Source organism: Rhodopila globiformis, assembly GCF_002937115.1.
GTDB lineage: Bacteria > Pseudomonadota > Alphaproteobacteria > Acetobacterales > Acetobacteraceae > Rhodopila > Rhodopila globiformis.
Genome location: NZ_NHRY01000075.1, coordinates 34,526 through 56,427, shown reverse-complemented (window position 1 = coordinate 56,427; position 21,902 = coordinate 34,526). Strand labels below are relative to the sequence as shown.

Annotated in this window: 21 protein-coding genes; 12 read left to right on the top strand and 9 right to left on the bottom strand. The window is 66.6% G+C overall.

The window, feature by feature from the left end; translation table 11 throughout:
• Both infA and hisD read right to left on the bottom strand, forming a co-directional pair.
• Nucleotides 1-219, bottom strand: a complete 219-nt coding sequence (gene infA, locus CCS01_RS08220) for a translation initiation factor IF-1 (protein WP_011631737.1) — start codon at nt 217-219, stop codon at nt 1-3.
• 480 nt (nt 220-699) lie between these two features.
• Nucleotides 700-1,989, bottom strand: a complete 1,290-nt coding sequence (hisD, locus tag CCS01_RS08215) for a histidinol dehydrogenase (protein WP_104518345.1) — start codon at nt 1,987-1,989, stop codon at nt 700-702.
• Between the two features lie 108 nt (nt 1,990-2,097).
• On the opposite strand from hisD, the gene CCS01_RS08210 reads away from it, so the two are divergent.
• Together CCS01_RS08210 and CCS01_RS08205 are read left to right on the top strand one after the other, a co-directional pair.
• Nucleotides 2,098-2,412, top strand: a complete 315-nt coding sequence (locus CCS01_RS08210) for a type II toxin-antitoxin system MqsR family toxin (RefSeq protein ID WP_146101615.1) — start codon at nt 2,098-2,100, stop codon at nt 2,410-2,412.
• Nucleotides 2,405-2,995, top strand: coding sequence for a type II TA system antitoxin MqsA family protein (locus tag CCS01_RS08205; protein WP_158258291.1), 591 nt, complete (start codon nt 2,405-2,407; stop codon nt 2,993-2,995). The genes CCS01_RS08210 and CCS01_RS08205 overlap by 8 nt, the downstream gene beginning before the upstream one ends.
• A 269-nt stretch (nt 2,996-3,264) precedes the next feature.
• On the opposite strand, the gene hisG is transcribed toward CCS01_RS08205, so the two are convergent.
• Entirely contained in the window at nt 3,265-3,963 is a 699-nt protein-coding gene (gene hisG, locus CCS01_RS08200; RefSeq protein ID WP_104518342.1) for an ATP phosphoribosyltransferase, read from the bottom strand.
• A 569-nt stretch (nt 3,964-4,532) separates the two neighbouring features.
• Nucleotides 4,533-5,042, bottom strand: coding sequence for a tetratricopeptide repeat protein (locus CCS01_RS08190; protein WP_158258290.1), 510 nt, complete (start codon nt 5,040-5,042; stop codon nt 4,533-4,535).
• Between the two features lie 559 nt (nt 5,043-5,601).
• Here CCS01_RS08190 and CCS01_RS08185 point away from each other — a divergent pair.
• The 5 genes from CCS01_RS08185 (at nt 5,602) to CCS01_RS08165 (ending at nt 11,275) form a co-directional block, all read left to right on the top strand.
• On the top strand, nt 5,602-6,417 hold the full coding sequence (locus CCS01_RS08185; RefSeq protein WP_158258289.1) for a DUF3313 family protein: 816 nt from the start codon (nt 5,602-5,604) through the stop codon (nt 6,415-6,417).
• An 84-nt stretch (nt 6,418-6,501) separates the two neighbouring features.
• Entirely contained in the window at nt 6,502-7,779 is a 1,278-nt protein-coding gene (locus CCS01_RS08180; RefSeq protein ID WP_104518338.1) for a carbohydrate porin, read from the top strand.
• Nucleotides 7,780-8,224: 445 nt separating this feature from the next.
• Complete coding sequence (locus CCS01_RS08175) at nt 8,225-8,716, top strand: squalene/phytoene synthase family protein (RefSeq protein ID WP_146101614.1); 492 nt, start codon at nt 8,225-8,227, stop codon at nt 8,714-8,716.
• 469 nt (nt 8,717-9,185) lie between these two features.
• Nucleotides 9,186-9,908 carry a DUF3313 family protein gene (locus tag CCS01_RS08170; protein WP_158258288.1) on the top strand — a complete coding sequence of 241 codons (723 nt, stop codon included), beginning with the start codon at nt 9,186-9,188 and terminating at the stop codon, nt 9,906-9,908.
• An 83-nt stretch (nt 9,909-9,991) separates the two neighbouring features.
• On the top strand, nt 9,992-11,275 hold the full coding sequence (locus CCS01_RS08165) for a carbohydrate porin (RefSeq protein ID WP_104518335.1): 1,284 nt from the start codon (nt 9,992-9,994) through the stop codon (nt 11,273-11,275).
• A 152-nt stretch (nt 11,276-11,427) separates the two neighbouring features.
• Here the strand turns inward: CCS01_RS08165 and CCS01_RS08160 are convergent, their stop codons facing one another.
• Nucleotides 11,428-12,027, bottom strand: a complete 600-nt coding sequence (locus tag CCS01_RS08160; protein ID WP_104518334.1) for a superoxide dismutase — start codon at nt 12,025-12,027, stop codon at nt 11,428-11,430.
• A gap of 151 nt (nt 12,028-12,178) precedes the next feature.
• On the opposite strand from CCS01_RS08160, the gene CCS01_RS08155 reads away from it, so the two are divergent.
• The gene (locus tag CCS01_RS08155) at nt 12,179-12,982 is read left to right on the top strand and encodes a squalene/phytoene synthase family protein (protein ID WP_104518368.1); all 804 of its coding nucleotides are present in this window, start codon (nt 12,179-12,181) and stop codon (nt 12,980-12,982) included.
• Between the two features lie 3 nt (nt 12,983-12,985).
• Nucleotides 12,986-13,942 (top strand): alpha/beta fold hydrolase, encoded by a 957-nt coding sequence (locus CCS01_RS08150; protein WP_104518333.1) that lies wholly within the window; start codon nt 12,986-12,988, stop codon nt 13,940-13,942.
• 21 nt (nt 13,943-13,963) lie between these two features.
• Here the strand turns inward: CCS01_RS08150 and CCS01_RS08145 are convergent, their stop codons facing one another.
• Both CCS01_RS08145 and CCS01_RS08135 read right to left on the bottom strand, forming a co-directional pair.
• Nucleotides 13,964-14,911 carry a hypothetical protein gene (locus CCS01_RS08145; protein WP_104518332.1) on the bottom strand — a complete coding sequence of 316 codons (948 nt, stop codon included), beginning with the start codon at nt 14,909-14,911 and terminating at the stop codon, nt 13,964-13,966.
• Nucleotides 14,912-15,606: 695 nt separating this feature from the next.
• The gene (locus tag CCS01_RS08135; RefSeq protein ID WP_104518330.1) at nt 15,607-17,046 is read right to left on the bottom strand and encodes an alkaline phosphatase family protein; all 1,440 of its coding nucleotides are present in this window, start codon (nt 17,044-17,046) and stop codon (nt 15,607-15,609) included.
• Between the two features lie 133 nt (nt 17,047-17,179).
• On the opposite strand from CCS01_RS08135, the gene CCS01_RS08130 reads away from it, so the two are divergent.
• The 3 genes from CCS01_RS08130 (at nt 17,180) to CCS01_RS08120 (ending at nt 19,264) form a co-directional block, all read left to right on the top strand.
• The gene (locus CCS01_RS08130) at nt 17,180-18,316 is read left to right on the top strand and encodes an FAD-dependent monooxygenase (RefSeq protein ID WP_104518329.1); all 1,137 of its coding nucleotides are present in this window, start codon (nt 17,180-17,182) and stop codon (nt 18,314-18,316) included.
• A 262-nt stretch (nt 18,317-18,578) separates the two neighbouring features.
• Entirely contained in the window at nt 18,579-19,037 is a 459-nt protein-coding gene (locus CCS01_RS08125; protein ID WP_158258287.1) for a putative toxin-antitoxin system toxin component, PIN family, read from the top strand.
• Nucleotides 18,992-19,264, top strand: coding sequence for a toxin-antitoxin system HicB family antitoxin (locus CCS01_RS08120; RefSeq protein ID WP_104518327.1), 273 nt, complete (start codon nt 18,992-18,994; stop codon nt 19,262-19,264). Before CCS01_RS08125 ends, CCS01_RS08120 begins: the two co-directional genes overlap by 46 nt.
• A 104-nt stretch (nt 19,265-19,368) precedes the next feature.
• On the opposite strand, the gene CCS01_RS08115 is transcribed toward CCS01_RS08120, so the two are convergent.
• Together CCS01_RS08115 and CCS01_RS08110 are read right to left on the bottom strand one after the other, a co-directional pair.
• A complete protein-coding gene (locus CCS01_RS08115) occupies nt 19,369-20,481 on the bottom strand; it encodes an FUSC family protein (RefSeq protein ID WP_104518326.1) in 1,113 nt (370 codons plus the stop codon).
• Nucleotides 20,478-21,419: an HlyD family secretion protein gene (locus CCS01_RS08110; protein WP_204848183.1), complete on the bottom strand. Its 942-nt coding sequence runs from the start codon at nt 21,417-21,419 to the stop codon at nt 20,478-20,480. The genes CCS01_RS08115 and CCS01_RS08110 overlap by 4 nt, the downstream gene beginning before the upstream one ends.
• Nucleotides 21,420-21,902: the final 483 nt, after the last annotated feature.

Genomic DNA, 21,902 nt, shown 5'->3' with positions numbered 1-21,902 from the left:
TTACTTGAAGCGGAAGGTGATCCGGCCCTTGGTCAGGTCGTAGGGCGTCATCTCGACGTTCACCCGGTCGCCGGCCAGTACGCGGATACGGTTCTTGCGCATCTTGCCGCTGGTGTGGGCAAGGATGGAGTGCTCGTTGTCCAGCTTCACGCGGAACATGGCGTTGGGCAGAAGCTCCATCACCGTGCCGCTGAATTCGATCATGTCCTCTTTTGACATCAGGCCCCATGGTTCCGTTGATTCGGCGGGAACATGATATTCGGCGCCGGCAAGGTCAAGTGATAGCAGCGGCCGCGGCGTTGCCCGCCCGATGGCGGCCACCCGTCAACCCTGCCGTCCGAAGCGGGTTGTGCCGCCGCTACCGCGCCGCTGCACCCGCTCCACATGGCCGCCCGCGGCGAAAAGCGGTCACGAAAACGTCTTCCGTCCGGGTTGCGGATGGAGCGCCCCGGGGCGGAAACGTCTGTAAGAGCGCCAGAGCAAATCGAACATGAGTCGGGACGGATCGACGGCACAGCTTCATCGTCATGGCTGGCGCAGGCCGCATGTGCGTTAAAACTTGCGGGTTGGTGGCAGTGGCGTTGCTATGTTGTCATGGTAGACGAAGGCCCACCATCCACGGCGTTGGCTGATATCGGCACCGCCAGGCGTGGATGGTGGGCCTTCGCCTACCATGACGGGAAGCAGCAACTCGCCGCGCTACGACTGCAGCCGCAGGGCGATGCTGCGCGCATGCGCCTGCAGGCCCTCCGCCTCGGCCAGCGCCACGCCGGCCGGGCCGATTTCCGCCAGTGCCGCCCGGCTCGCCGACACCCAGGTCGTCCGCTTCAGGAAGTCGAACACCGACAGGCCAGAGGCGAACCGCGCGGTCCGCCCGGTCGGCAGCACGTGGTTCGGGCCGGCCACGTAGTCGCCCACCGCTTCCGGGCACCAGCCGCCCAGGAAGGCGGCGCCGGCGTGGCGGACGCGGGCGAACATCGCCTCCGGGTCCGGCAGCATCAGCTCCAGGTGCTCCGGCGCCAGGCGATCGACCAGGGCGACGGCCTGCGCCCAGTCATCGACGACGATCATGGCGCCGTGCGCCTCCCAGCTGGCGCCGGCAATGGCGGCGCGGGGCAGGGTGGGCAGCTCGGCCGCCACCGCGGCGGCGACGGCGTCGGCGAAGGCGGCACTGTCGGTGATCAGGATGGACTGCGCCGCCTCGTCATGCTCGGCCTGCGCCAGCAGGTCGACGGCGATGCGGCGCGGATCGTTGTTCGCATCCGCCAGCACCACCACCTCGGACGGGCCGGCGATATTGTCGATGCCGACGCGGCCGAACACCTGGCGCTTGGCCTCGGCGACATAGGCGTTGCCGGGCCCGACGATGCGATCGACGGCCGGGATGCTGGCGGTGCCGTAGGCCAGGGCCGCGACCGCCTGGGCGCCGCCGATGCGGTAGATCTCGGTGACCCCGGCGCGGCGGGCGGCGGCCAGCACCAGCGGGTTCAGCACGCCGCCGGGCGTCGGCACGCACATGGCGATGCGGCCGACGCCGGCCGCGCGTGCCGGGATGGCGTTCATCAGCACCGAGGACGGATAGGCCGCCTTGCCCCCGGGCACGTACAGCCCGACCGCATCCAGTGCGGTCCAGCGCTGGCCCATGGTCACGCCGGCGGCGTCGGTCATCCGCAGGTCCTGCGGCAGTTGGGCGCGATGGAACGTCTCGATCCGGATCGCGGCGAGGTCCAGGGCGGCGGCGAGGTCTGCCGGAATGGACGCGGCGGCTGCCTCGATTTCCGCGGCGCTGACGCGCAGCGTCCCGGGCGTCAGCGTCTGGCGGTCGAAGCGCGCGGTGTAGTCGATCAGCGCCGCGTCGCCGCGGGCGCGCACATCGGCGATGATGCCGGCGACGATGCGATCAACCGTCTCGGTGGTTTCGCGCGCTTGCGACAGCAGTTCGGTGAAGCGCGCCTCGAAGTCGGCGTCGGTGGTGGAGATACAAATCATGAATGCCGTTTAGCGGATAACGTTGCCTCCGTCCAAGCCGGTATCGTTCGGGCTGGTTGGGTTGCGTTGACAATAGAGGTAGCACCGTGCTACCTCTAATGGGTGATTATGCCTGCCAATGCTCTTGAAACAGTTCGTAGGCTTGTCGCCGACGAACGCACTTGCTCGTTCTTCCAACCGGTTCTTGCGGAGCTTCGGCGGCATGATTTGGACTCGGACGACCTCCGGGAGATATTGGCCACCGAGCTGGGCGAGATTCATTGCTTCAAATCGAAGCCGACGGAAAAATATTTTCCGCAAACGACCTCAGACTATTACTCGATCTGGATCGACGGGTGCGGAACGAAGATGTTCATCAAGCTTCTTGTCAGTGGAGAGAAACTGGTTGTGACATCCTTCAAGAGGGATGAGAGATATGAATGAGATTTGCACGAACTGCGGAAGTTCAGCGATATTTCAACAAATTGCTCCATTCACCTTTGTCCATGGCGGCAAGGAAACCACGATTGATGACGAACGCACGGTCTGTGGCACATGCGGTAGCATCGTGTACTCAGGCGATCAGATCAGCCGGCATGAACTCGCCGTAGCGGCGAAGATTCGCGAACTCGATGGTCTCTTGAGCGCTGAGGCGTTGCGCCGCATCCGTCTGAAATACGCGTTGCGCCAAACGGACCTTGAAGCGATGCTTTCCATCGGCCCCAAGACCTGGACGCGGTGGGAGCGGGGTAAAGTGCCCCAAAACAAGGCAGCCGATACGTTGATCAGGGTTCTGGCAACTGATCCGGAAGTCGCAAGACATTTGATGATGCAAGCCAATATCGACAATCCTGCGGCGGATGCGGTTTTTGCTCAAATCGATGAGGATACGAAGCGACTTGCCGAAGCGAATTTGCGAGCCCGGATAATCGCGTCGGGCCGGAATATGGATATCGCCGATATGGCGCAGCACGCGATCAATGCGGTTCGTGAAGCCCGGCATGAGCTGGGCGTTCAGGCTGCATGACCGGCCAGGCCACAGACCGCGCCAACGGCAGTGATGCCAATGTTATTCGTCCTGACAAACGGCTTTGATCGGCTGGTCCAGGAAATGCATAGGATCAGAGCCGGCGAAAAACAGAACGCCTTCGCGTGCGCCCCGATTCGCCACCCATCAATGACCGTCCTGCAGACGCCAGAGCGTTTCCACCCAGACTGGAAACGCCCTCGCTCATATCTCGCGAGCAATTTCATCGACCCGAATCGCTCGGCGATTCCAGCCATGCCGATAGCGCTCTAACCGCCGGTCTCCAGCGCCGCGCGGAAGCGGGCGATCCAGGCGCCGATGGCCTCAGGCTGCGTCTTCAGCGCGGTGCGATTGACGATCAGCCGGCTGGTGACGTCGGCGATCACCTCGGTTTCCACTAACCCGTTGGCCTTCAGGGTGGAGCCGGTCTGCACCAGGTCGACGATCATTCGGCACAGGCCGAGGCCTGGGGCCAGCTCCATCGCGCCGTTCAGGTGCACCACCTCGGCGTGGATGCCGCGGCCGGCATAGTGCCGCCGGGCGATGTTGGGATACTTCGACGCCACCCGCACCTCCGACCAGCGCGACGGATCGTCGGTCCCGGCCGTTGCCGCCGGCTCGGCGACCGAGACACGGCACTTGCCGATGCCCAGGTCGAGCGGCGCGTACACCTCCGGGTAGTCGAATTCCATCAGCACGTCGGCGCCGCAGATGCCGATATGCGCGGCGCCGAAGGCGACGAAGGTGGCGACGTCGAACGGGCGGACGCGGACGATGTCCAGCAGCGGATCGTCTGTCGGGAAGCGCAGCCGGCGGCTGTCCCCGTCGGCGTAGTCCGGCGACGGCACGATGCCGGCCCGCGCCAGCAGCGGGCCGCACTCCGACAGGATGCGCCCCTTGGGTAGCGCCAGGATCAACGGTGTCGTCGCGTCCGGCGCTAGCGCCGAGGTCGGGAACGAGGCGGTCATGCAAGCTCCGGCTTCACGGTGGCCGGGCGTTTACATCACGATCCCGGCGATCGGAAGCCCGGACCGGGTAACGCTGGGTTGCGTCCTCTCTCGCCCGTAGCGCCTACTGCCAGACCACGCGTTCCGATTCGCCCGGGGCCAGCCGGCTGCGCGGCAAACAGTGCCAGCGCGTCGCCGCGCAGCCGGCGATCAGCCGGTTCGTCCCGATCCGGCGCCGGGCAGGCCCAGCACCAGCCGGCCGGTCTGCTTCGGCCGCCGGGAACGGCGGCTTGCTGTCCATGACGGCGACACGGAAGGGGACGGTCCGTTCCGCCAGGACTCCTTGCAGGGGCATCATGCGGGATGCCGAACCGCCGTCGTGATGACCGGCAACCAACCCGATCGTTGCCAGGTCGCGCCGAGGCTGCGCGGGACGCCTGACAACTCTGCCGCAGCCGCATATGATGGTATCGACAGCCGCCATTGTTCCCGTCATCCATGATGACCCGGCAGCCCCGTGACCTACGGGACTGTCTCGACGTGCGTGTGGTCTGCTGTCGGGCGTTCCCGGTCCCGGGACGGAAGCCGCTTTACCCGAGCCCGGCGCGGTTGCGGGCGATGGCCCGGGTTGTCGGATGATCCGGCCCGTAGACTTTCCGCGTGATCGACAGCGCCCAGTCCAGCGCCTCGCGCGCCGAGAATGCGTCGCCCATGTCCTTCAGCACGCCGGCCAGGTTGTTGGCGTCGCGGGCAACACTGGGATGGTCGCGCCCGAGCGCCATCTCGTCGATCGCCAGGGCACGCTCGAACGCGGCGCAGGCTTCCTCCAGGTCGCCGAGATCGTGCAGCACAAGGCCGAGATGGTTGATGTCGGTGGCGGTTTCGGGGTGCTCCGCGCCGAGCGTTTCGGTATGCATAGCCAGGGCGCTGCGCAGTTGCGCCTGTGCGTCGGCGAAGTCGCCCAGTTCGTGCGACAGGCGGCCGAGGTCGCGCAGGTCGCCGGCCAGGAGCGGATCATTGGCGCCAGGCTGCCGCTGGCGGGCCTCGATTGCCTGTTCGAGACTGGCACGCCGGGCGCGCAGGTCATTCAAGCCGGGCATCGGCAGACTCCATCCCAAGAGTGAGTTCCGCAACGGCCTGCGGTTCGCTGTAGTCATTTGACGGCATGTGGGCAAGGCTCACGGGATTTGCGACCCCATATAACGATCGGCATGATGTTCGGTTGCCGCAGCCGGATCCAAATTTGTCGAATCGTTTTCAACGAATTAATATTGGCGTTGGTGTTGCCCATTTGCCACAGTTCTGACGGCTTCCGGAGGCTTGCCGCACACGGTCGCCAGCTTGTGATTTCGATGTCAAGGCTGCGAAATTCCGGCTGATTTTGGCGATTTATATGTCGATATAGCACCTATCTATATCTTATAAGGCGGAATTTTCCAATAATTTGCCATTTACAAATTTGTCCGGAACTGATTGAGTTGCTTATCATTTATCCAGTGATGCTTTTTGGCGTTGCCGGATCGCTGCAGCGCCGTCATTACAATTGACAGTTCGTCGGAAGCGCAGTCAGGTGTGGTGAACGAAGCTGCGTTTCGCCGAAGCATCTGAAAGTCCAGTGAGTAACAAGTTATGCGCGGCTTTGGTCTGTGGGGTAGAACAATGAAGAAGATTGTCCAGGCGACCGACGTTACAATGCGCGGCCCAGACATGAGGCGTTTCCAGGAAGCCGGGCCACAGCGCCGATCCGGCATGGCCGGGCTGTTGTCTCGACAGTCACGATCGATGCTGGCGGCTTCCGTGGCTGGAGCGTTCGGATTGTTGCTTGCCGCGTGCACCCCGCCGGGGGCCCGGGCGCTCGATACCAACGTGCCGCTGACGAAGGCACCGGAGGATCTTTCGGGCGCCGCGCCGATGGGTACCCGCCTGTGGCGGAGCCCCGAACTCGCCGCCGCGGAGCGCTCGGCATCCGCCTACCAGATCCCGCCGGCCACGGTGTTTCGCGGCCGGGGCTCATACTACGCCGATCTGAGCCCGGACCAGGTGGACCAGGTTGCCGCCATGTGCACCAGGGATGTGCGCAGCGCCGTCGCCAGGCGGTTCAGAGTCGTGGACCAACCCGGGCCGGGCGTGTTCAGGCTGGAACTGATTCTGGCCCGCCTGGTTCCGCCGCGGCCGCAGTACGCTGCGCCGGCGGGCTGGAACTTCGCCGGTCCGGCGCTGTCGGTCGGCATGCCCGAGGCCGGCGGATCGACCGCCGGCACGATGACCATGTCGGGCAAGTTCATCGATTCCCAGAATGGCAACCTGCTGGTGGCGTTCTCCTCGCCGGTCAGCCCGACGGTGATGGACCTGCCGGCGCCCGGCCGGCCGCAGCGGGTGTTGGATTTCGCCGACGCGGCGTGCGAACAGTTCGCCGACGACCTGGTCAGGGCCATGGTCCGCCAGCGGCAGGCCAACGGGACCTTGCCGCGGTAGGATCGGCACGGGTGCCCGGACACGGGATACTGTAACACTCTAGGAATGAACAGCGGCCGGTAACGGGCTGACTGGGAGGGTATCATGTCGAAGATGCGTTACGGGCTTTACCTGGGTACGACGGCGCTTGCAGGCTTGCTGTGCCTCGACCCGAGTGCAGCCCATGCCCAGGCAGTGCCGTCGGCGACACCATTCGATCCGATCATCAATTTCGGGCAGACATTGAAGAACAACGGCATCTACTTCGATGCCGCCTACTCCGAAACCTTCAGTGCCGTCGTTGCCGGCGGCCAGAAGAACGGCGTCATGCCGATCGGCCACTTCTCGACGGCTGCGGTGTTCGACCTCGAGACCATCCTGGGCATCCCCTCGGCCTCGGTGCATATTGGCTTCGATCAACGCTATGGTCTGCTGGTCCAGCAGATCGCCGGCAGCCCCGCCGGCCTGCTTCAGTCCGCCGACGCCGGTCCGTTCGCCATCCGCCTGGGCTTCCTGTACTGGGAACAGGGCTTCTGGAACGACCGGCTGGACATCACCCTGGGCCGTACCAACCCGACGTTCGACTTCGCGTTCTCCGACATCTCCTGCACCTTCGTCGGCCAGATCTGCGCCCAGCCGACAAGCTGGTACTTCAATAACGCCAACGCGGCTTATCCGAACTCCCAGTGGGGCGGCCGCGCCAACTTCCAGGTGACGCCGGACATCTATGTCAGGGCCGGTGCCTATCAGCATACCGCCGACACCGGTTACGCCAGTCACCAGTTCAACTGGGGCCTGAATGCGCCGGGCGTCTTCGTCCCGGCCGAGATCGGCTACCAGACCAGCTACAGGACCGCCCAGTACCCGGCGAAGTATGACATCGGCGGCTACGTGGATACCGCCATCTCCAACGCGAACCCGCTCATTCCCGGCCGGAATGCCCGCGGCGCATGGTGGGCGCAGTTCCAGCAGGCCGTGTGGCGGCCGGACCGCAATACCAACCGGAGCCTGTGGGCCTTCGGCGGTGCCATTACGTACACCGGGAACTCGAACCAGTGGGGCCAATACTATCTTGGACTGTTCGACCAAGGGCCGTTCCTGTCGCGGCCACGTGACACCATCGGCTTCATCGGCTCACTGTACGTCAACAATTCGCAGATCACGCCCGCCTATAACAAGGAATACGATTTTGAACTGAACTATGCCTTCAGCATCGTCCCGGGCATTACGTTCAAGCCGGTCGCGAATTACGTCGTCAACCCGAGCAACGTGAACGGGGGCTCCGGCGTTGGGTTCAAGCCGCACAACGCCTGGCTGCTGGGCTTCCAGGTTGCCATCGACCTCGGCCAGGCCTTCGAGTGGCCGACTTTCGTGCCGCACTAGCACGGTGCCAGCCTGCGGTCGCAGCGTGACCGCAGGCTGATCAGGTTGTTCACGATTCATGGGCGGCAGCGTTTCCACGCAGGATGGGGACGCTGCCTGTCCTGCATGGCGCCCCAGGTTCGTTGCTCCTCCGTCATGGCCGGGCGTGTCCCGGCCATCCACCCCCACCGTCGAAGCGCAGATGGCCAGGACACGTCTGGCCATGACGATAGCGCAACATGCCGGGCCGCCGGGCAAGCCCCTGACTTCGCGGTTGTTTCCGACGGGTGTGCATGCGGGTGGGGCCATGTCCTGTCTTCCTCCATTGTCCCCGGATTCGAGCCGTTCCGACTGCGTGGCGACCTTCCGCCGGCCTCAGCCGCGTCCACGCGAGTCGTCAATTCATGGGGACAAGCCCTTGCGGACATGCGTCACGGACGACGCGAACCGCACGACGGCCCGCAGCATGAACGACGTGATCGCCGCCCTGGTTCGCCGCCGCAACCCCGGCCGGTTCCTGACCGCGCAGTTCGTGCCCGCCCCGTGCCGCGATGCGCCGCTGCGGTTGTACGCCTTCAACCATGGACTCGCTCGTGCCCGCAGCATCGCGCACAAGCCGCCGCCGCAGATCCGCCTGCAATGGTGGCGGGAGATGGTGGACGGCGCGCAGGTGGCTGGCCAGTCGCGGACCATCGGCTTCGCACGGCCGCTGCCGCCTCGCAATCGGGTGTTCGGGACTGACGCGGCCGTGGCGCGGCCCACTCAGCCCGGACATCGGCCCGGCCCACCGATAAGATCCGCGGCTCATTTGCCAGCGAGGCGATTTGCCAGCGTGCCGGCAATGCTCACGGACCACGCGATCGCGGACCGCCGATCGGCGTTACGTTCGGGCGCCGGGGCCGGGTTCGATTTAGTCGGGCTGTTTCGCCACATTATGCGGGTGCTCGGTGTTGCCTGACCGCCACACTCAAGGCGGCAACAAGAAGGCTGCGGCATGAGGTCGCCAGCTTGTGATTTCGATCCAACGGTGGCGCATTTCCCGCATGACGTGCATCTCTCATAACGGTAATTTATTGTGCGTCGCTTGTACGACGACATTCTTCTCATTTCCTGCTAATGGAATGTAGTTATCGAAACTGATCTGGCCATTTATCATTTGCCGGGTGGTGTTTTTTGGCGTTGCCGGATCGCCGCAGCACTATCATTGCAATTGACAGTTCGCTGGAAGCGTCGTCAGTCTGGCGAACGAAGCCGCGTTCTATAATGCATCCGTGCGTCCAGTAAGTAATAAGTCCTGCGCGGCTTTGGTCTGTGGGGGCAACACAATGAAAAAGACTGTTCAAGCGATCGGCGCTCCGATGCGCGGTTCCAAGGTAGTTCGGTCTCGGGAAACAGAGACCCAGTGTCGATCCGGCGTGGTGCGATTGTTGTCCCGACAGTCACGCGCGGTGCTGTCGTTTTCAGCGATCGGTGCGTTCGGGCTGCTGCTCTCGGCGTGCACCCCGCCAGGGGCGCGGGCGCTCAACACCAACGTGCCGCTGACCAAGGCACCGGAGGATCTTTCGGGCGCCGCGCCGATGGGCACCCGGCTGTGGCGGAGCCCCGAACTCGCCGCCGCGGAGCGCTCGGCATCCGCCTACCAGATCCCGCCGGCCACCGTGTATCGCGGCAGAGGCTCGTACTTCGCCGATCTGAGCCCGGACCAGGTGGACCAGGTTGCCGCCATGTGCACCAGGGATGTGCGTGCGGCCGTTGGCCGGCGGTTCAGGGTCGTGGACCAGCCCGGGCCGGGCGTGTTCAGGCTGGAACTCGTTCTGGCCCGTCTGGTTCCGCCGCGGCCGCAGTACGCTGCGCCGGCGGGCTGGAACTTTGCCGGACCGGCGCTGTCGGTCGGCATGCCCGAGGGCAGTGGATCGACCGCCGGCACGATGACCATGTCGGGCAAGCTCACCGATTCCCAGAATGGCAACCTGCTGGTGGCGTTCTCCTCGCCGGTCAGCCCGACGGTGATGGACCTTCCGGCGCCCGGCCGGCCGACGCGGGCGTTGGATTTCGCCGACGCGGCGTGCGAACAGTTCGCCGACGACCTGGTCAGGGCCATGATCCGCCAGCGGCAGGCCAACGGAGCCTTGCCGCCAGCGCAGCAGTAGGACCGGCAGGGATGCCTCCGCACGGGAAGCAATCGTACAATAGGAATAAAAACAGCCGGTAACGGGCTGACTGGGAGTGTATCATGTCGAAAATGCGTTACGGGCTTTACCTGGGCGTTACGGCGCTTGCCGGCGTCCTGTGCCTCGATCCACGTTCAGCCCATGCCCAGGCTGTGCCGTCGGCGGCACCATTCGACCCGATCATCAACTTCGGGCAGACCCTGAAGAACAACGGCATCTACTTCGACGCCGCCTACGCCTATGATTTCGCGGCCGTCGTTTCCGGCGGCAAGGAGAACGGCATCATGCCGATCGGCCATTTCTCCACGGCCGCGGTGTTTGACCTCGAGACCATCCTGGGCATCCCCTCGGCCTCGATCCATATCGGCTTCGACCAGCGCGCCGGCATTCCCATCGAAGGAATCGCCGGCAATACCGCGGGCCTGATCACGTCCGACCAGGGCCCGTTCCAGATCCGCCTGGGCTACCTGTACTGGGAACAGGGCTTCTGGAACGACCGGCTGGACGTCACCCTCGGCCGTACCAACCCGACGTTTGACTTCGCGTTCTCGGACATCTCCTGCACCTTCGTCGGCCAGATCTGCGCGCAGCCGACAAGCTGGTATGGCAACAACCTGAACGGCGCGTATCCGATCTCGGAGTGGGGCGGGCGCGTCAACTTCCAGGTGACGCCGGAAGTCTATGTCAGGGCCGGTGTTTACCAGCACCAGTTCAACCCCCCCTTCCCGTACGCCGATCACGGGTTCGCCTGGTGGCCGTCCACGCCGGGCGCCTTCATCCCGATGGAGATCGGCTACCAGACCAGCTACAAGACCGCCCAGTATCCGGCGAAGTATGACATTGGCGGCTACGTGGACACCGCCATCGCCAACGCCAACACGTTCATCGGCGGCCGGAATGCCCGTGGCGCCTGGTATGCGCAGGGCCAGCAGGCCGTCTGGCGGCCGGACCGCAACACCAATCAAAGCCTGTGGGTGTTCGGCGGTGCCATCACCTATACCGGAAACTCCGGGCAATGGGGCCAGTACTATGGCGGCCTGTTCACCCAGGGGCCAATCTATTCGCGGCCACGCGATACGGCCGGCTTCATTGCCTCGCTGTACGTCAACAACTCGCAGATCAATCCCGCCTTTAACAAGGAATACGACTTCGAGCTGAACTACGGCTTCAGCGTCATTCCGGGCATCACGTTCAAGCCGTTTGCGGATTTGATTGTCAACCCGACCAACGGTGGCACGCCGGCGGGGACGCCACCGGTCCAGTACCATAACGCCTGGGTGCTCGGCTTCCAGGTCGCGATCGATCTCGGCCAGGCCTTCGAGTGGCCGACCTTCGTGCCGCACTAGCATAACGCCAGCCCGGGATTCCGAAGCGGTCCCGGGCTGACGCGGTGGCTCGTGCAACACCAGACGGGGCGTTTCCACGCGCGTGGAAACGCCCCGTCTGGCCGAGGACAGGAACAACCCGGGCGCGGCGACCGCGTCCGGGTTGTTGGTTCCTACAGCTGGGCCTCGGCGTATTCGTAGTTCGCCAGGTTATCCAGCCAGTTCTGCAGGTAGTCCGGGCGGCGGTTGCGGAAATCCAGGTAGTAGCTGTGCTCCCACACGTCGCAGGCCAGCAGCACCTTGCCCTCGCCGGTGGCCAGCGGGTTGGCGCCGTTCGGGGTCTTGGTGACCTTCAGCTTGCCGTCCGGCCCCAGTACCAGCCAGGCCCAGCCCGAGCCGAACTGGCTGGCGCCCGCGGCCTTGAAGGCGTCCTTGAACGCCTGCACGCCGCCCAGGTCTTCCTTGATCTTCGCTTCCAGCTTCGTCGGCATGCGGCCGCCGTTCGGGCTCATGCACTGCCAGAACACGATGTGGTTCCAGTGCTGGCCGGCATTGTTGAACACCGGCGCCTTGGCGGCGTCGTTGTAGGTGGACCTGACGATGTCCTCCAGCGACTTGCCTTGCAGCGCCGAATCTTTCTCGACGAAGCCGTTCAGCGCCGTCACGTAGGCTTGATGGTGCTTGCCGTGATGCAGATCGAGGGTTTCCTCACACATACCCTTCGCTCCGAGGGAACTCTTGGCGTAGGGCAGGGTCGGCAGTTCGAAAGCCATGGATACCTCCAAACACAGTGCTGTTGGGTGCCGTGGATGCGGCCGGTAACGATCCGTAGCTATGGTTGCGATGGCGGGTCGTCAACCCGTGCCGGCAGGCCAAGAGCGGGCAGGCTTGCCAGGCGGCACGAACCGCGCGACGACCCGCGGCATGAACGACTCGATCGTCGCCCTGGTTCGCCGCCATGACCCGGACCGGTTCCTGACCGCGCTGTTCGCGCCGGCCCCGCGGCGTGACGCGCTGCTGACGCTGTATGCCTTCAACCACGAACTCGCCCGCGCCCGCAGCGTCGCGCACGAGCCGCCGCTGGCGCTGATCCGGCTGCAATGGTGGCGGGAGGTGGTGGAGGGCGCGCCCCGTCCGCACGAGGTCGCCACGCCCGTCTCGGCGGCCATCGCAACCGGTGCGCTGCCAGCCGATCGGCTGTTGCCGCTGATCGAGGCGCGGGAGGCGGAGGCGTATGGCGACTTCCCGACACTGGCGGACTGGCGCGGCTGGCTGCTGGCCGGCGCCGGCGGCTTGGCGGTGGCGGCGGCGGCCGCACTGGGCGCGCCGGACCCCGAGCCGTTCCGGCCGTTCGGTGCCGCCTATGGCGTGGCGGCGCTGCTGCGGGCCAGCGGCGCGCTGGCGGCGCAGGACCGCTGCCTGCTGCCGCAGGAGCTGCTGGCGCGGCACGGACTGTCGCCGGAGGCATTCATCCATGATCCCGGCGCCGCGCCGGCGCGGGCGGTGCTGGACGCGGTCGCCGGCGAGGGACGGGCGTTCCTGGCGCAGGCCCGGCCCCGCGCGGTGCCGCGGTCGGCGGTGGCGGCGGCGCTGCCGGCGGTGCTGGCGCGGCGCGACCTGGCGGCTTGGCCGGCCGTCGCACAGCCGCGCCGCCTGGCCGATCGGCTGGCCGTCACGTTCGCGGGATTGACCGGACACATTCGGACACGCATGGTTGCGCAGGAGTAGGCAATGATCGCGGCGGACGAGACCTTCGACGGCACCTGGCCCTTCGCCCCGCGCTTTTGCGAAGCGGCGGGCTTCCGGCAGCATTACGTTGACGAAGGCCCAGGGGGAGACCGAGACCCAGGGGAAAACGGCCAGGGGCGTCCCGTGCTGCTGCTGCACGGGCAGCCGACATGGGGCTATATCTGGCGCCGCTTCATCCCGTCGCTGGCAGCCTCGGGCCATCGCGTCGTGGTGCCGGACCACATGGGCTTCGGCAAGAGCGCGACTCCGCCCGACCGGGAGTACACGCTGCGTACGCACGTCGCCAACCTCGCGGCGCTGATCGAAGCGCTGGACCTGCGCGACATCACCCTGGTGATGCAGGACTGGGGCGGCCCCATCGGCGTCGGCTACGCGGCGCGGCACCCCGAGCGCATCCACAGCCTGGTCCTGATGAATACCGTCGTCGGCTATGGCGCGGCCGGGCGGCGCGATCTGCCGAACCCGCTGGAAACGCCGTGGTTCCGCTGGATTCGCGAGGGACTCCCGACGGGCCGCACCGAGGCGGTGCTGTCGCAGCTTGGCTCGACCATCCTGTCGGTGATGCAGATCGTCGGGCTGGAGCGGCTGGACCGGGTCGATCCGACCTTCATCCGCGCCTATGCCGCGCCGTTCCCGACGCCGGCGGATTGCAAGGGCGCGATCGAATTTCCGCTCGACCTGGCGCTGGGGCGGATCCGGGAGTTCGTCAGGGAAGGCGCCGCCGGCGTGCCCGCCCTGCGCGCGAAGCCGGCGCTGATGATCGAGGGCATGCGCGACCGCGCCATCCCGCCGGCACTGGCGCTGGCCGATTTCGACGGCCTGTGGCCAAAGGCGCCGGCCGTGCACGTGCCATCCGCCGGGCACTACATCCAGGAGGACGCGCCGGAGGTGGTGGTGCCGGTGCTGCAGACGTTCCTGGAGATGCTGGCGGCGCGATGACGGCCGCCTCCATGCTCGCCGCTAGAAGTTCATCCGCGTCGTCAACAGCCACGCATGGTTGTACGCGGGCGTCAGCGGCCTGGCGACGTAGGCCGGCGAGACGGCCACCTGGTAGCCCACGCCGAGCGTGAATTTCAGATTGTCTGACAGCGGCAGCCGGCCGGCCACCAGCCCCGGCGTCAGGTACACCTGATTCAGGCCGCCGCGCTGGCCGTTGGCGTAATAGATCCAGTTCACTTCCAGTTCCGGCCAGAGCACGCGCAGCACGTGGTACTGGAAGGCGACGTTGGTCGCCACCTGGTAGCCGATCCTGTCGGCGCTCGACAGCGGCAGAATGCCGCCGACCGTGCCCTGGATATCGAACGCGCCCCATCCCTTGCCGAATGCCAGGGTCGGCAGGAGAGTCCAGGCATCGCTGGTCAGGCGGGCGATCCCCGTTGGCGCCTGGATCTGGAACAGGGCAGAAACAAAGTAGTTGCCTTCGTTCGCTGATCCGCTCGCCAGCCGCTGCTTGATGCGGACGAACGGCCAGTCGCCGAACCCGTTCAGGGACGCGATCGCCCCCTTGTTCTTTGGGCCGGTGCCGGGGACCCCGGTGCGGAAGTCATAGGGCGCCACGGCGAACTGGATTTCAGTGGTCGGGCCGACAATCAGGTCGATGCCCTTGCCGCCGTCGAGCACGGTGGTGTTCGTCCCGTTGCCGGAATGCTGCGCGGCCATATCGAAGCGGATCCGCTGTTCGAGCATGCCGCTGGTGGTGACGAGCGGACTGCTCCATGCCGGCTGTGTCGCGCGCGCCTGCGCCGCCCGGGCTTTCCACGTTGCGAGAAAATCGCTGAAGCCGCCGGGGTCGGCCGGCGGATCCGTTGGCGCAGTCGCAGCCGATTGAACGGGCATGCTGGTGGGCGGCAGGGTCATGTCGAGCCCCTCGGCCCCGCAGGCGAGGCGCGGCACGATCGCCACCACCATGGCGAGACAGGTCAGGGGCGCCCTGGCTGCACCGTGGCGTGTTGCGTCTCTCAAACGGTATGGAATCATACCGGCATCACCTTCTCCTGTCAGCAACGGAATTGGCTGACTGACGGCAATGAAAGGTTGCTTCAACGTTCTTTGGCAACCACGCGGATCGAAAAAAGCTTCCAGTTTTACGAAAGCGACAAAAGCGAAAAATACATTCTACCATACAGCGTCTGATGGTGATCGCGTTGCCATGCCGACCCGACCTTCGATTCGCCGGAATCGGCACAGGGCGATCTTGGGTTGCCGACAGCGGACTGCACTCTGGTCACAACCAAGGTCCTGTGGCGGCTGAAACCGGCAGGCGGGGCGTTACCCGCTCTGCCGGAGATCCTCGTCCGGGTCGGGGGGACGGGGGAAATCCTCCGCTCTCTCCATCGCAGGCGATGTCCCGACCTGCATGCGGTTTGCTGTGGCATCGGCCTGGACAGGCATTCCGGGCAACGCGTGGTCGCGCCCGGCGGTCGGAATTCCGCTGTCGACAGCGGGACCATTCCTGATCGCGATCATGCCGGACCGGCCGGATGCCGTGCCGATCCGGGGACTTGCCGGAGGCACGACGTTCGCGCTTCACTCGTCCGCCCCGCCTGTCGCAGCCGGACCGGCGCGGCGGGCCGCCTCCGGTTGGCGTGGACATGACACCCCGCCTACAGGCTTCCCAGGAAGGCCTTGATATGCGCCGCAATCGCCGCCACCGGCGATTCAGCCAGCGCGGGCGTCGGCATCGGCGCGGGATCGGGCGCCTGCGCCAGTCGCTGGATATGCGCGCCAACGTTCGCGCCCGCGGTCGGCAGCACGATCGCCGCGGTGTGCAGTCCCTTCTGCATGGCGTTGGCCGGGCGCGCGACCGATCGCGCAAGCTGCTCCGGCGTCACCGTCACAGTCGGCACGGCGATCGAGGCGGGGCCGTTGTTGCCGCCGTCGCCGGTCAGCGCCTCCAGCAGGTTTGGCGCCGCCGCGTCGCGCGGCGTCAGCGACGCGAAACGGAACAGCTTCGCCAGCGTGGCGATGACCGAGGTGTGGTCGAACGGCGTCGGGCCCGGCGGACGAATCTTCGCGCCCTTCGGCACCCAGGGCGAGACGATCACCGCGGGAACCCGCACGCCGAACGAATCGAAGGTGTAGCCGTCCGGCGTCTGGCCTCCGGGCGGCGTCGCCGGCGGCGGCACCACGTGGTCGTAGCAGCCGCCATGCTCGTCATAGGTGATGATCAGCAGCGTGTTCTTCCAGCCGGGGCCGGCGCGCACGGCGTTGTAGACCCGCGCGATCAGCGCCTCGCCATGGCGGATGTCGTGCGGCGGGTGCTGGTCGTTCGGCATCTGCCGCAGCACCGGATCGGTGAAGTAACGGGGCTCGATGAAGCTGTAGGCCGGCAGGCGCCCCTTCCTCGCATCTTCCTCGAACTCCCGGTCGAAGAAGCGGAAGTTCGTCACCGCGTTGTCCCACAGCCGGGCCAGGGTCGAGGATTGCGGGATGTCGTGGAAATACACGCGCCAGCTCTGCTTCGCGTCCTCCAGCCGGTTGAACACCGTCTGCATGGTATAGGGGAAATGCGTCGGCGAGTTGTTGACGTAGCCGTTCGCGGTTCCGGTATGGACGAAGAACCGGTTCGGCCAGGTCTGGCACGGTGCCGAGGCATGCCAGCGGTCCGACACGCCGAACGCACGCGCCAGCTCGCTGAGCACCGGCACCTGGTCGGGGGTGAAATAATGCATCACCGCCGGCGGATCGGGCGGCGGATCGGTCTTCGGATCGGGCAGCGGCTGGCGCATGTAGTTGTCAACGAAACCGCCCATCGTCGCCGGGCCGGTGTTGGGCTGGCCGTCCGCGACCAGGCCTTGGATCTGCATGGCGATGTCGGTGAACAGCTCGCCCGGATCGGGGGCGGGGATGCACGCGGCGGTCGGGGTCAGCTCTGGCGATGCCCACACGGGGATGGTCTGCTGCAGGCCGCCCGGCTTGTGCCAGGTGTTCTGCTCGGTGCCGGTCAGGCCGTCGAACGTGGCGTCGCTCTGGTACAACTGCCCCAACATACAGTCGAACGAGCGGTTCTCCAGCATCAGCACGACAACATGCCTGATGTCCATTGCGCTTTCTCCCTGCCGGCGCGACTACAGCGGCAATCGGTGCCGCTGTCCATGGTGGAATTGGGCCAGAGTAGGCGTCCCGCTTGCCCGCCGGTGTGACGTGGATCACACTTTGGCCGACGGAGGAAAACGGATGCCGCAGCGCAAGCCCCGCATCGCCATCATCGGCGCCGGCATCGGCGGCCTGACCGCAGCCGCCTGCCTGCGCCGCATCGGCCTGGATGTCCGCGTTTACGAGCAGGCGCGCGGCTTCACCCGGCTCGGCGCCGGCATCCAGCAGGCGCCGAATTCGGTCCGGGTGCTTTACAAAATCGGCCTGGAGGACACGCTGCTGGCGCAGGCGTTCCAGCCGGACAGCAACGACAGCCGCGATCATGATACCGGCGCGCTGACCAATTCCCTGCCGCTCGGGGAAACGGTGCGGCAGCGTCACGGCGTGCCGTATTTCCTGATGCATCGCGGCGACCTGCACGCCATGCTGGCGGACCTGGTGCCGGCCGACATCATCCGCCTGGACCACCGGCTGGTGGGCCTGGAGCAGGGGGCGGCGGGCCGCGTGCGCATGGCCTTCGCCAACGGCGAGACGGCCGAGGCCGACGCGGTCATCGGCGCCGACGGCGTGCATTCGGTGGTGCGGGAGTTCATGTTGGGCAAGGAACAACCGCGCTACACCGGCCGCGTCGCCTACCGCACCGTGTTTCCCACCGCGCGGGTGCAGGGGGTGCAGCCGTATCCCTGCGTCAAATGGTGGGGGCCGGATCGCCACATCGTCAGCTATTTCGTCAACCCGCGCCGCGACGAGCTGTATTTCGTCACCAGCACGCCGGAGCCGGATTTCTCGGTCGAGTCCTGGTCCGCCAAGGGCGACCTGGCGACGCTGCGCGCTGCCTACGAAAGCTTCCACCCGCAGGTGCGGGCGATCCTCGCCGCCTGTCCCGACGTGCACAAATGGGCGCTGGTCGAGCGCGATCCGCTGCCGCGCTGGGTCGAGGGCAACGTGGCGCTGCTGGGCGACGCCTGCCACCCGATGACGCCCTATATGGCGCAGGGCGCCGCGACCTCGATCGAGGATGCCGCGATCCTCGCGCGCTGCCTCGACGGCGTCGATCCCGACGGCGTGCACGCGGCGCTGTGCCGCTACCAGGCGACGCGCAAGCCGCGGACCTCGCGCATCCAGCAGACCTCGGCGCAGAACACCTGGCTGCGGGAGCCACACGACGCCGACTGGGTCTATGGCTACGACGCCTGGACGGTGAAGCTGGCGGACTGATGGCGGCGCGCAGAGCGCCGCGGCCAATCGGCGGGATCACGCCTGATGCATCACCATGTGGGCCGGCAAGGCGTGGGCCGAGCCACGGCTGGGTTGCGATCCGCCACCCGGCATTCAGCGCCTCGGTGGTTTGCAGGTGAATGCGAACTGGCTCCGGCCGGACCGACGTATCCAAGCCCCAGGCCGATAGCAAAGCCATCGTAATGCGCAATGATTGCCAGCCACGACGCATGGTGATATTGTAGGCAATATGAGATCGGTGTTGGACACCGACGTTCTTCTGAGCGGTCTGCGCAGCACCATTGGCGCCTCTCGGGTTCTCCTGCTGGCCATGGAGGCGAAGGTGATCACGCCGCTGGTCAGCGTCGCCACGGTGATCGAATACGAGGCCGTGCTGAAGCGGACCGAGCACCTGCACGCGATGCGGATGGATGCCGAGGACGTGGATCGCTTTCTGGATGCTTTCGTGGCGCAGGCCGATGCCGTCACGACGCATTTTCGCATCCGGCCTTCGGTGCGCGATCCGGACGACGAGATGTTCGCGGAGTTGGCGATCAACGGCCAGGCTGATGCCCTGGTATCGTTCAATATCGCGGATTACCGCACCCTTGATCCTGGTGCGCCGCGTCTGGATATTCCGGTCTGCCGGCCGGGCGACATTTTGAGGAGGCTATCATGGCGACCATCAGCAACTTTGCCCTCCGCATCCCGCCTTCCCTGATGGAAGACGTGAAAGCGCTGGCCAGTCGCGATGCCGTGTCGGTCAATCAGTTCCTGGTTCAGGCGGCGGCCGAGAAGGTGGCGGCCCTGAAGGCGCGGGACTACCTGGCCGAACGGGCGGCGCGCGCCGCGCCAGGCGATCTCGGGCGTATTCTCGCCAAGGCGGGCGCGCCAACGCTTGTCCCGGGTGATGAGTTGCCGGAAGGCTGGCCCGGGAGCCAGGCCTGAGACGCGGCTTTCGTCACAGGCCATTCGGCTCCTCGACGAGATCCCGCGCGGCAAGCCAGGTTCCTACAGCGGGCCGACACAGAGCCAGGCCCCGTGCCGGTGCCTCAGCGCCGGACCGCCGCCGGCGCATTGGTGGACGGCGCGGTCAGGGCGGACACCGCCAGCAGGATCAGCAGGCCGCCGGTGACGCCGGCGAAGCGGCCGATGCCGGGCAGGATGCTCTGCGGCGGCCCCGGCCCCTGGACCAGCGTCAGGATGAACACCACCGCGGCCTGGGTGCCGACATAGCCGATGCCGCGCACGCTGGCCTGGATATGCGCGCACACCCAGACACCGCCCGCCAGCAGCAGCAGCCAGGGCAGCACGCTGTCGAGCGACAGCGCCACGCACGCCAAACCGGCAATCCCGCCCAGCAGGCAGCCGAGGACGCGCTGCAGTGCGCGCTCGGTGACCATCTGCTGGTTCGCCGCGTCGTCCGCGGACAGCCGCGGCACCGCCATCACGGCGGTCACCGTCACGGCGGCCTGGGACAGGCTGGGCAGGTCCAGCCAGTTCCACACCAGCGGCACCAGCATGGCGCCGGCGCCGGCCCGCAGCGCGAACTGCACCGTACCCCATTGCATGCCGAGCAGGTCGCCCCATCCCGGCGGTGGCGCCGCCGCCGCGGTGTCGGCCTCCGGCGCCAGGGCCAGCGCGACGCAGACGGCGACGACGGTCCCGGTCACCACCTCGGCGATGCGGTTGGCGGCGACGCCCATGGCCGAGGGCGGATCGTTCAGCAGCGCCACCAGCACCATGTCGGCGGTCATCGCCCCCAGCAGCCAGGCATAGCCGTGCGGACTGACCAGCAGCCCGAGCACGCCCAGCGTGCTGACGGCGAACAGCACCAGCGCCAGCGTCGGCGGATCGCCGGCCAGCCAGGGGCTCAGCAGCACCGACGCGCCCGCGCCGACGAAGGTTCCCATGATCCGCAGCACGCCGCGCTGGAGCGAGGCCGGCGCCGTCGCCTGCATCGAGACGAAGCCGCTGATCCCCGCCCACCAGGCGTCCTGTAGCCGCAGCATCAGCGCGAGCATGACCGCCAGCGCCACCGACACCGCCGTCATGGTGCAGCGTGGCCCCCGGTCGCTGAGCAGGTGCAGTTCGGCGAGTTCCTGGCGCAGCGCCACGCCCGCCTCCCGCGTCACCCGGACCGCGGCGGCGAACGGCCCGCTCATGGCAGGATCAGCACCCGGGCGTCGGCGCCCATGTACAGCGTCAGATCGGCCGGGGGATCGACCAGGGTCAGGGTGACCGGGAAGCGGCGCTGCAGCCGGATCCAGTCGGTCGTCGGCGCGACATAGGCCAGCAGCTTGCCCGGCGCCGGATCGCGGCTGATGCCGCGGGCGATGCCCTGGACGCGGGCGCGGTGCAGGCGCCAGGGCTCGGAGTCAAGCCAGATCCAGGCTGCGTCGCCGGGCGCAAAGCCGCTGAGGAAGCTTTGCTTGAAGTTGGCGACGATCCGCCAGGCATGCGCATCGACGATCCCGACCAGCGGCCGGTTGGCCTCGGCGGTGTCGCCGGGGCGAAGGCCGAGGTTGATGATGCTGCCGTCGACCGGCGCGGTCAGCCGGGTGCGGGTCAGCCGCCACTCGGCCGTGCCCAGGGCCGCGGTTGCCCGGGCCTCGGCCGCCTGGTGCATGGCGGCCGTTGCCTGCGCCCGCGCGGTCGCGGCCCGGGCCGCCTCGACCGCCGCGTCGGCCTGGCGCATGTCGTCGTCCGCTTTCTGCAAGTCGGCACGGGCGGCGAACTGGTCCGACGCCAGGGCGGTCAGCCGCGCATGGGTCTCGTGGGCATAGGTGGCGGCGGCGATCGCGGCGGTCAGGGCCGCCTCGGCCGAGGTGACGCTGTCCTGGTCCGCGGCGACCTGCGCCTGCGCCTCGTTCATCTCGGCGCGGCGCTGGTCCACGTCGAGCTGAAACGGCACCGGATCGATCAGCGTCAGCAGGTCGCCGCGCGCCACGGTCTGGTTGTCCGTGACCCGCACGCTGACGATGCGCCCGGTGACCTCCGGCGCGACGGCGACGAGGTCGGAGCGGACGTAGGCGTCGGCGGTGTAGGCGATGAAGCTGGTGGCGACCTGGTAGGCGGCGAAGGCGCCGGCGACGGCCGTCATGGCGAGGAAGATCCGCCGGCGGCGCGTCATGGCCGGTGGACCCCGGGATCTGCTTGCTGGTCGAAGCCGCCTGAGTGCATGCGCCTGCCTGCGGAACGATTCCCCCTGCCAGGATTCCCGGCGATCGGGCTTTTGTCGAGCGATTCGGCAGAGGATGCGACGAATGGCACGGTGATAAAGAAGTCCAAACGATATCAGGATCTTCCCGATGCCGGAAGAAAACGGCATGCAGCAGCGGCGTCATGAATCAGCGGCACGTGCCGGCAAGGCATCGCAAAGAGCGGGATAAAGAAACAGATTCTATATCGGATTGTTCTTATCAGGCATCGACGAACATAACGGCTCGGGCATGACGAAGAACAGCGTGATGCCGTGCCTGTCCTGCCCCGCCAGTGGCTCCTGCCGACCAAGGTCTGGTATCGGGCGAAGCAGATGAAACCGAAGGACATTTGTGTTCATTTGTGTTCATTTGTGGTTGCATAA

What these genes read in the sequence shown, in the direction of transcription:
- infA (WP_011631737.1), bottom strand. Translation starts at nt 219, where the DNA reads ATGTCAAAAGAGGACATGATCGAATTCAGCGGCACGGTGATGGAGCTT.
- hisD (WP_104518345.1), bottom strand. Translation starts at nt 1,989, where the DNA reads ATGATTTGTATCTCCACCACCGACGCCGACTTCGAGGCGCGCTTCACC.
- CCS01_RS08210 (WP_146101615.1), top strand. Translation starts at nt 2,098, where the DNA reads ATGCCTGCCAATGCTCTTGAAACAGTTCGTAGGCTTGTCGCCGACGAA.
- CCS01_RS08205 (WP_158258291.1), top strand. Translation starts at nt 2,405, where the DNA reads ATGAATGAGATTTGCACGAACTGCGGAAGTTCAGCGATATTTCAACAA.
- hisG (WP_104518342.1), bottom strand. Translation starts at nt 3,963, where the DNA reads ATGACCGCCTCGTTCCCGACCTCGGCGCTAGCGCCGGACGCGACGACA.
- CCS01_RS08190 (WP_158258290.1), bottom strand. Translation starts at nt 5,042, where the DNA reads ATGCCCGGCTTGAATGACCTGCGCGCCCGGCGTGCCAGTCTCGAACAG.
- CCS01_RS08185 (WP_158258289.1), top strand. Translation starts at nt 5,602, where the DNA reads ATGAAGAAGATTGTCCAGGCGACCGACGTTACAATGCGCGGCCCAGAC.
- CCS01_RS08180 (WP_104518338.1), top strand. Translation starts at nt 6,502, where the DNA reads ATGTCGAAGATGCGTTACGGGCTTTACCTGGGTACGACGGCGCTTGCA.
- CCS01_RS08175 (WP_146101614.1), top strand. Translation starts at nt 8,225, where the DNA reads ATGAACGACGTGATCGCCGCCCTGGTTCGCCGCCGCAACCCCGGCCGG.
- CCS01_RS08165 (WP_104518335.1), top strand. Translation starts at nt 9,992, where the DNA reads ATGTCGAAAATGCGTTACGGGCTTTACCTGGGCGTTACGGCGCTTGCC.
- CCS01_RS08160 (WP_104518334.1), bottom strand. Translation starts at nt 12,027, where the DNA reads ATGGCTTTCGAACTGCCGACCCTGCCCTACGCCAAGAGTTCCCTCGGA.
- CCS01_RS08155 (WP_104518368.1), top strand. Translation starts at nt 12,179, where the DNA reads ATGAACGACTCGATCGTCGCCCTGGTTCGCCGCCATGACCCGGACCGG.
- CCS01_RS08150 (WP_104518333.1), top strand. Translation starts at nt 12,986, where the DNA reads ATGATCGCGGCGGACGAGACCTTCGACGGCACCTGGCCCTTCGCCCCG.
- CCS01_RS08145 (WP_104518332.1), bottom strand. Translation starts at nt 14,911, where the DNA reads ATGGTGGTGGCGATCGTGCCGCGCCTCGCCTGCGGGGCCGAGGGGCTC.
- CCS01_RS08135 (WP_104518330.1), bottom strand. Translation starts at nt 17,046, where the DNA reads ATGGACATCAGGCATGTTGTCGTGCTGATGCTGGAGAACCGCTCGTTC.
- CCS01_RS08130 (WP_104518329.1), top strand. Translation starts at nt 17,180, where the DNA reads ATGCCGCAGCGCAAGCCCCGCATCGCCATCATCGGCGCCGGCATCGGC.
- CCS01_RS08120 (WP_104518327.1), top strand. Translation starts at nt 18,992, where the DNA reads ATGGCGACCATCAGCAACTTTGCCCTCCGCATCCCGCCTTCCCTGATG.
- CCS01_RS08115 (WP_104518326.1), bottom strand. Translation starts at nt 20,481, where the DNA reads ATGAGCGGGCCGTTCGCCGCCGCGGTCCGGGTGACGCGGGAGGCGGGC.
- CCS01_RS08110 (WP_204848183.1), bottom strand. Translation starts at nt 21,419, where the DNA reads ATGACGGCCGTCGCCGGCGCCTTCGCCGCCTACCAGGTCGCCACCAGC.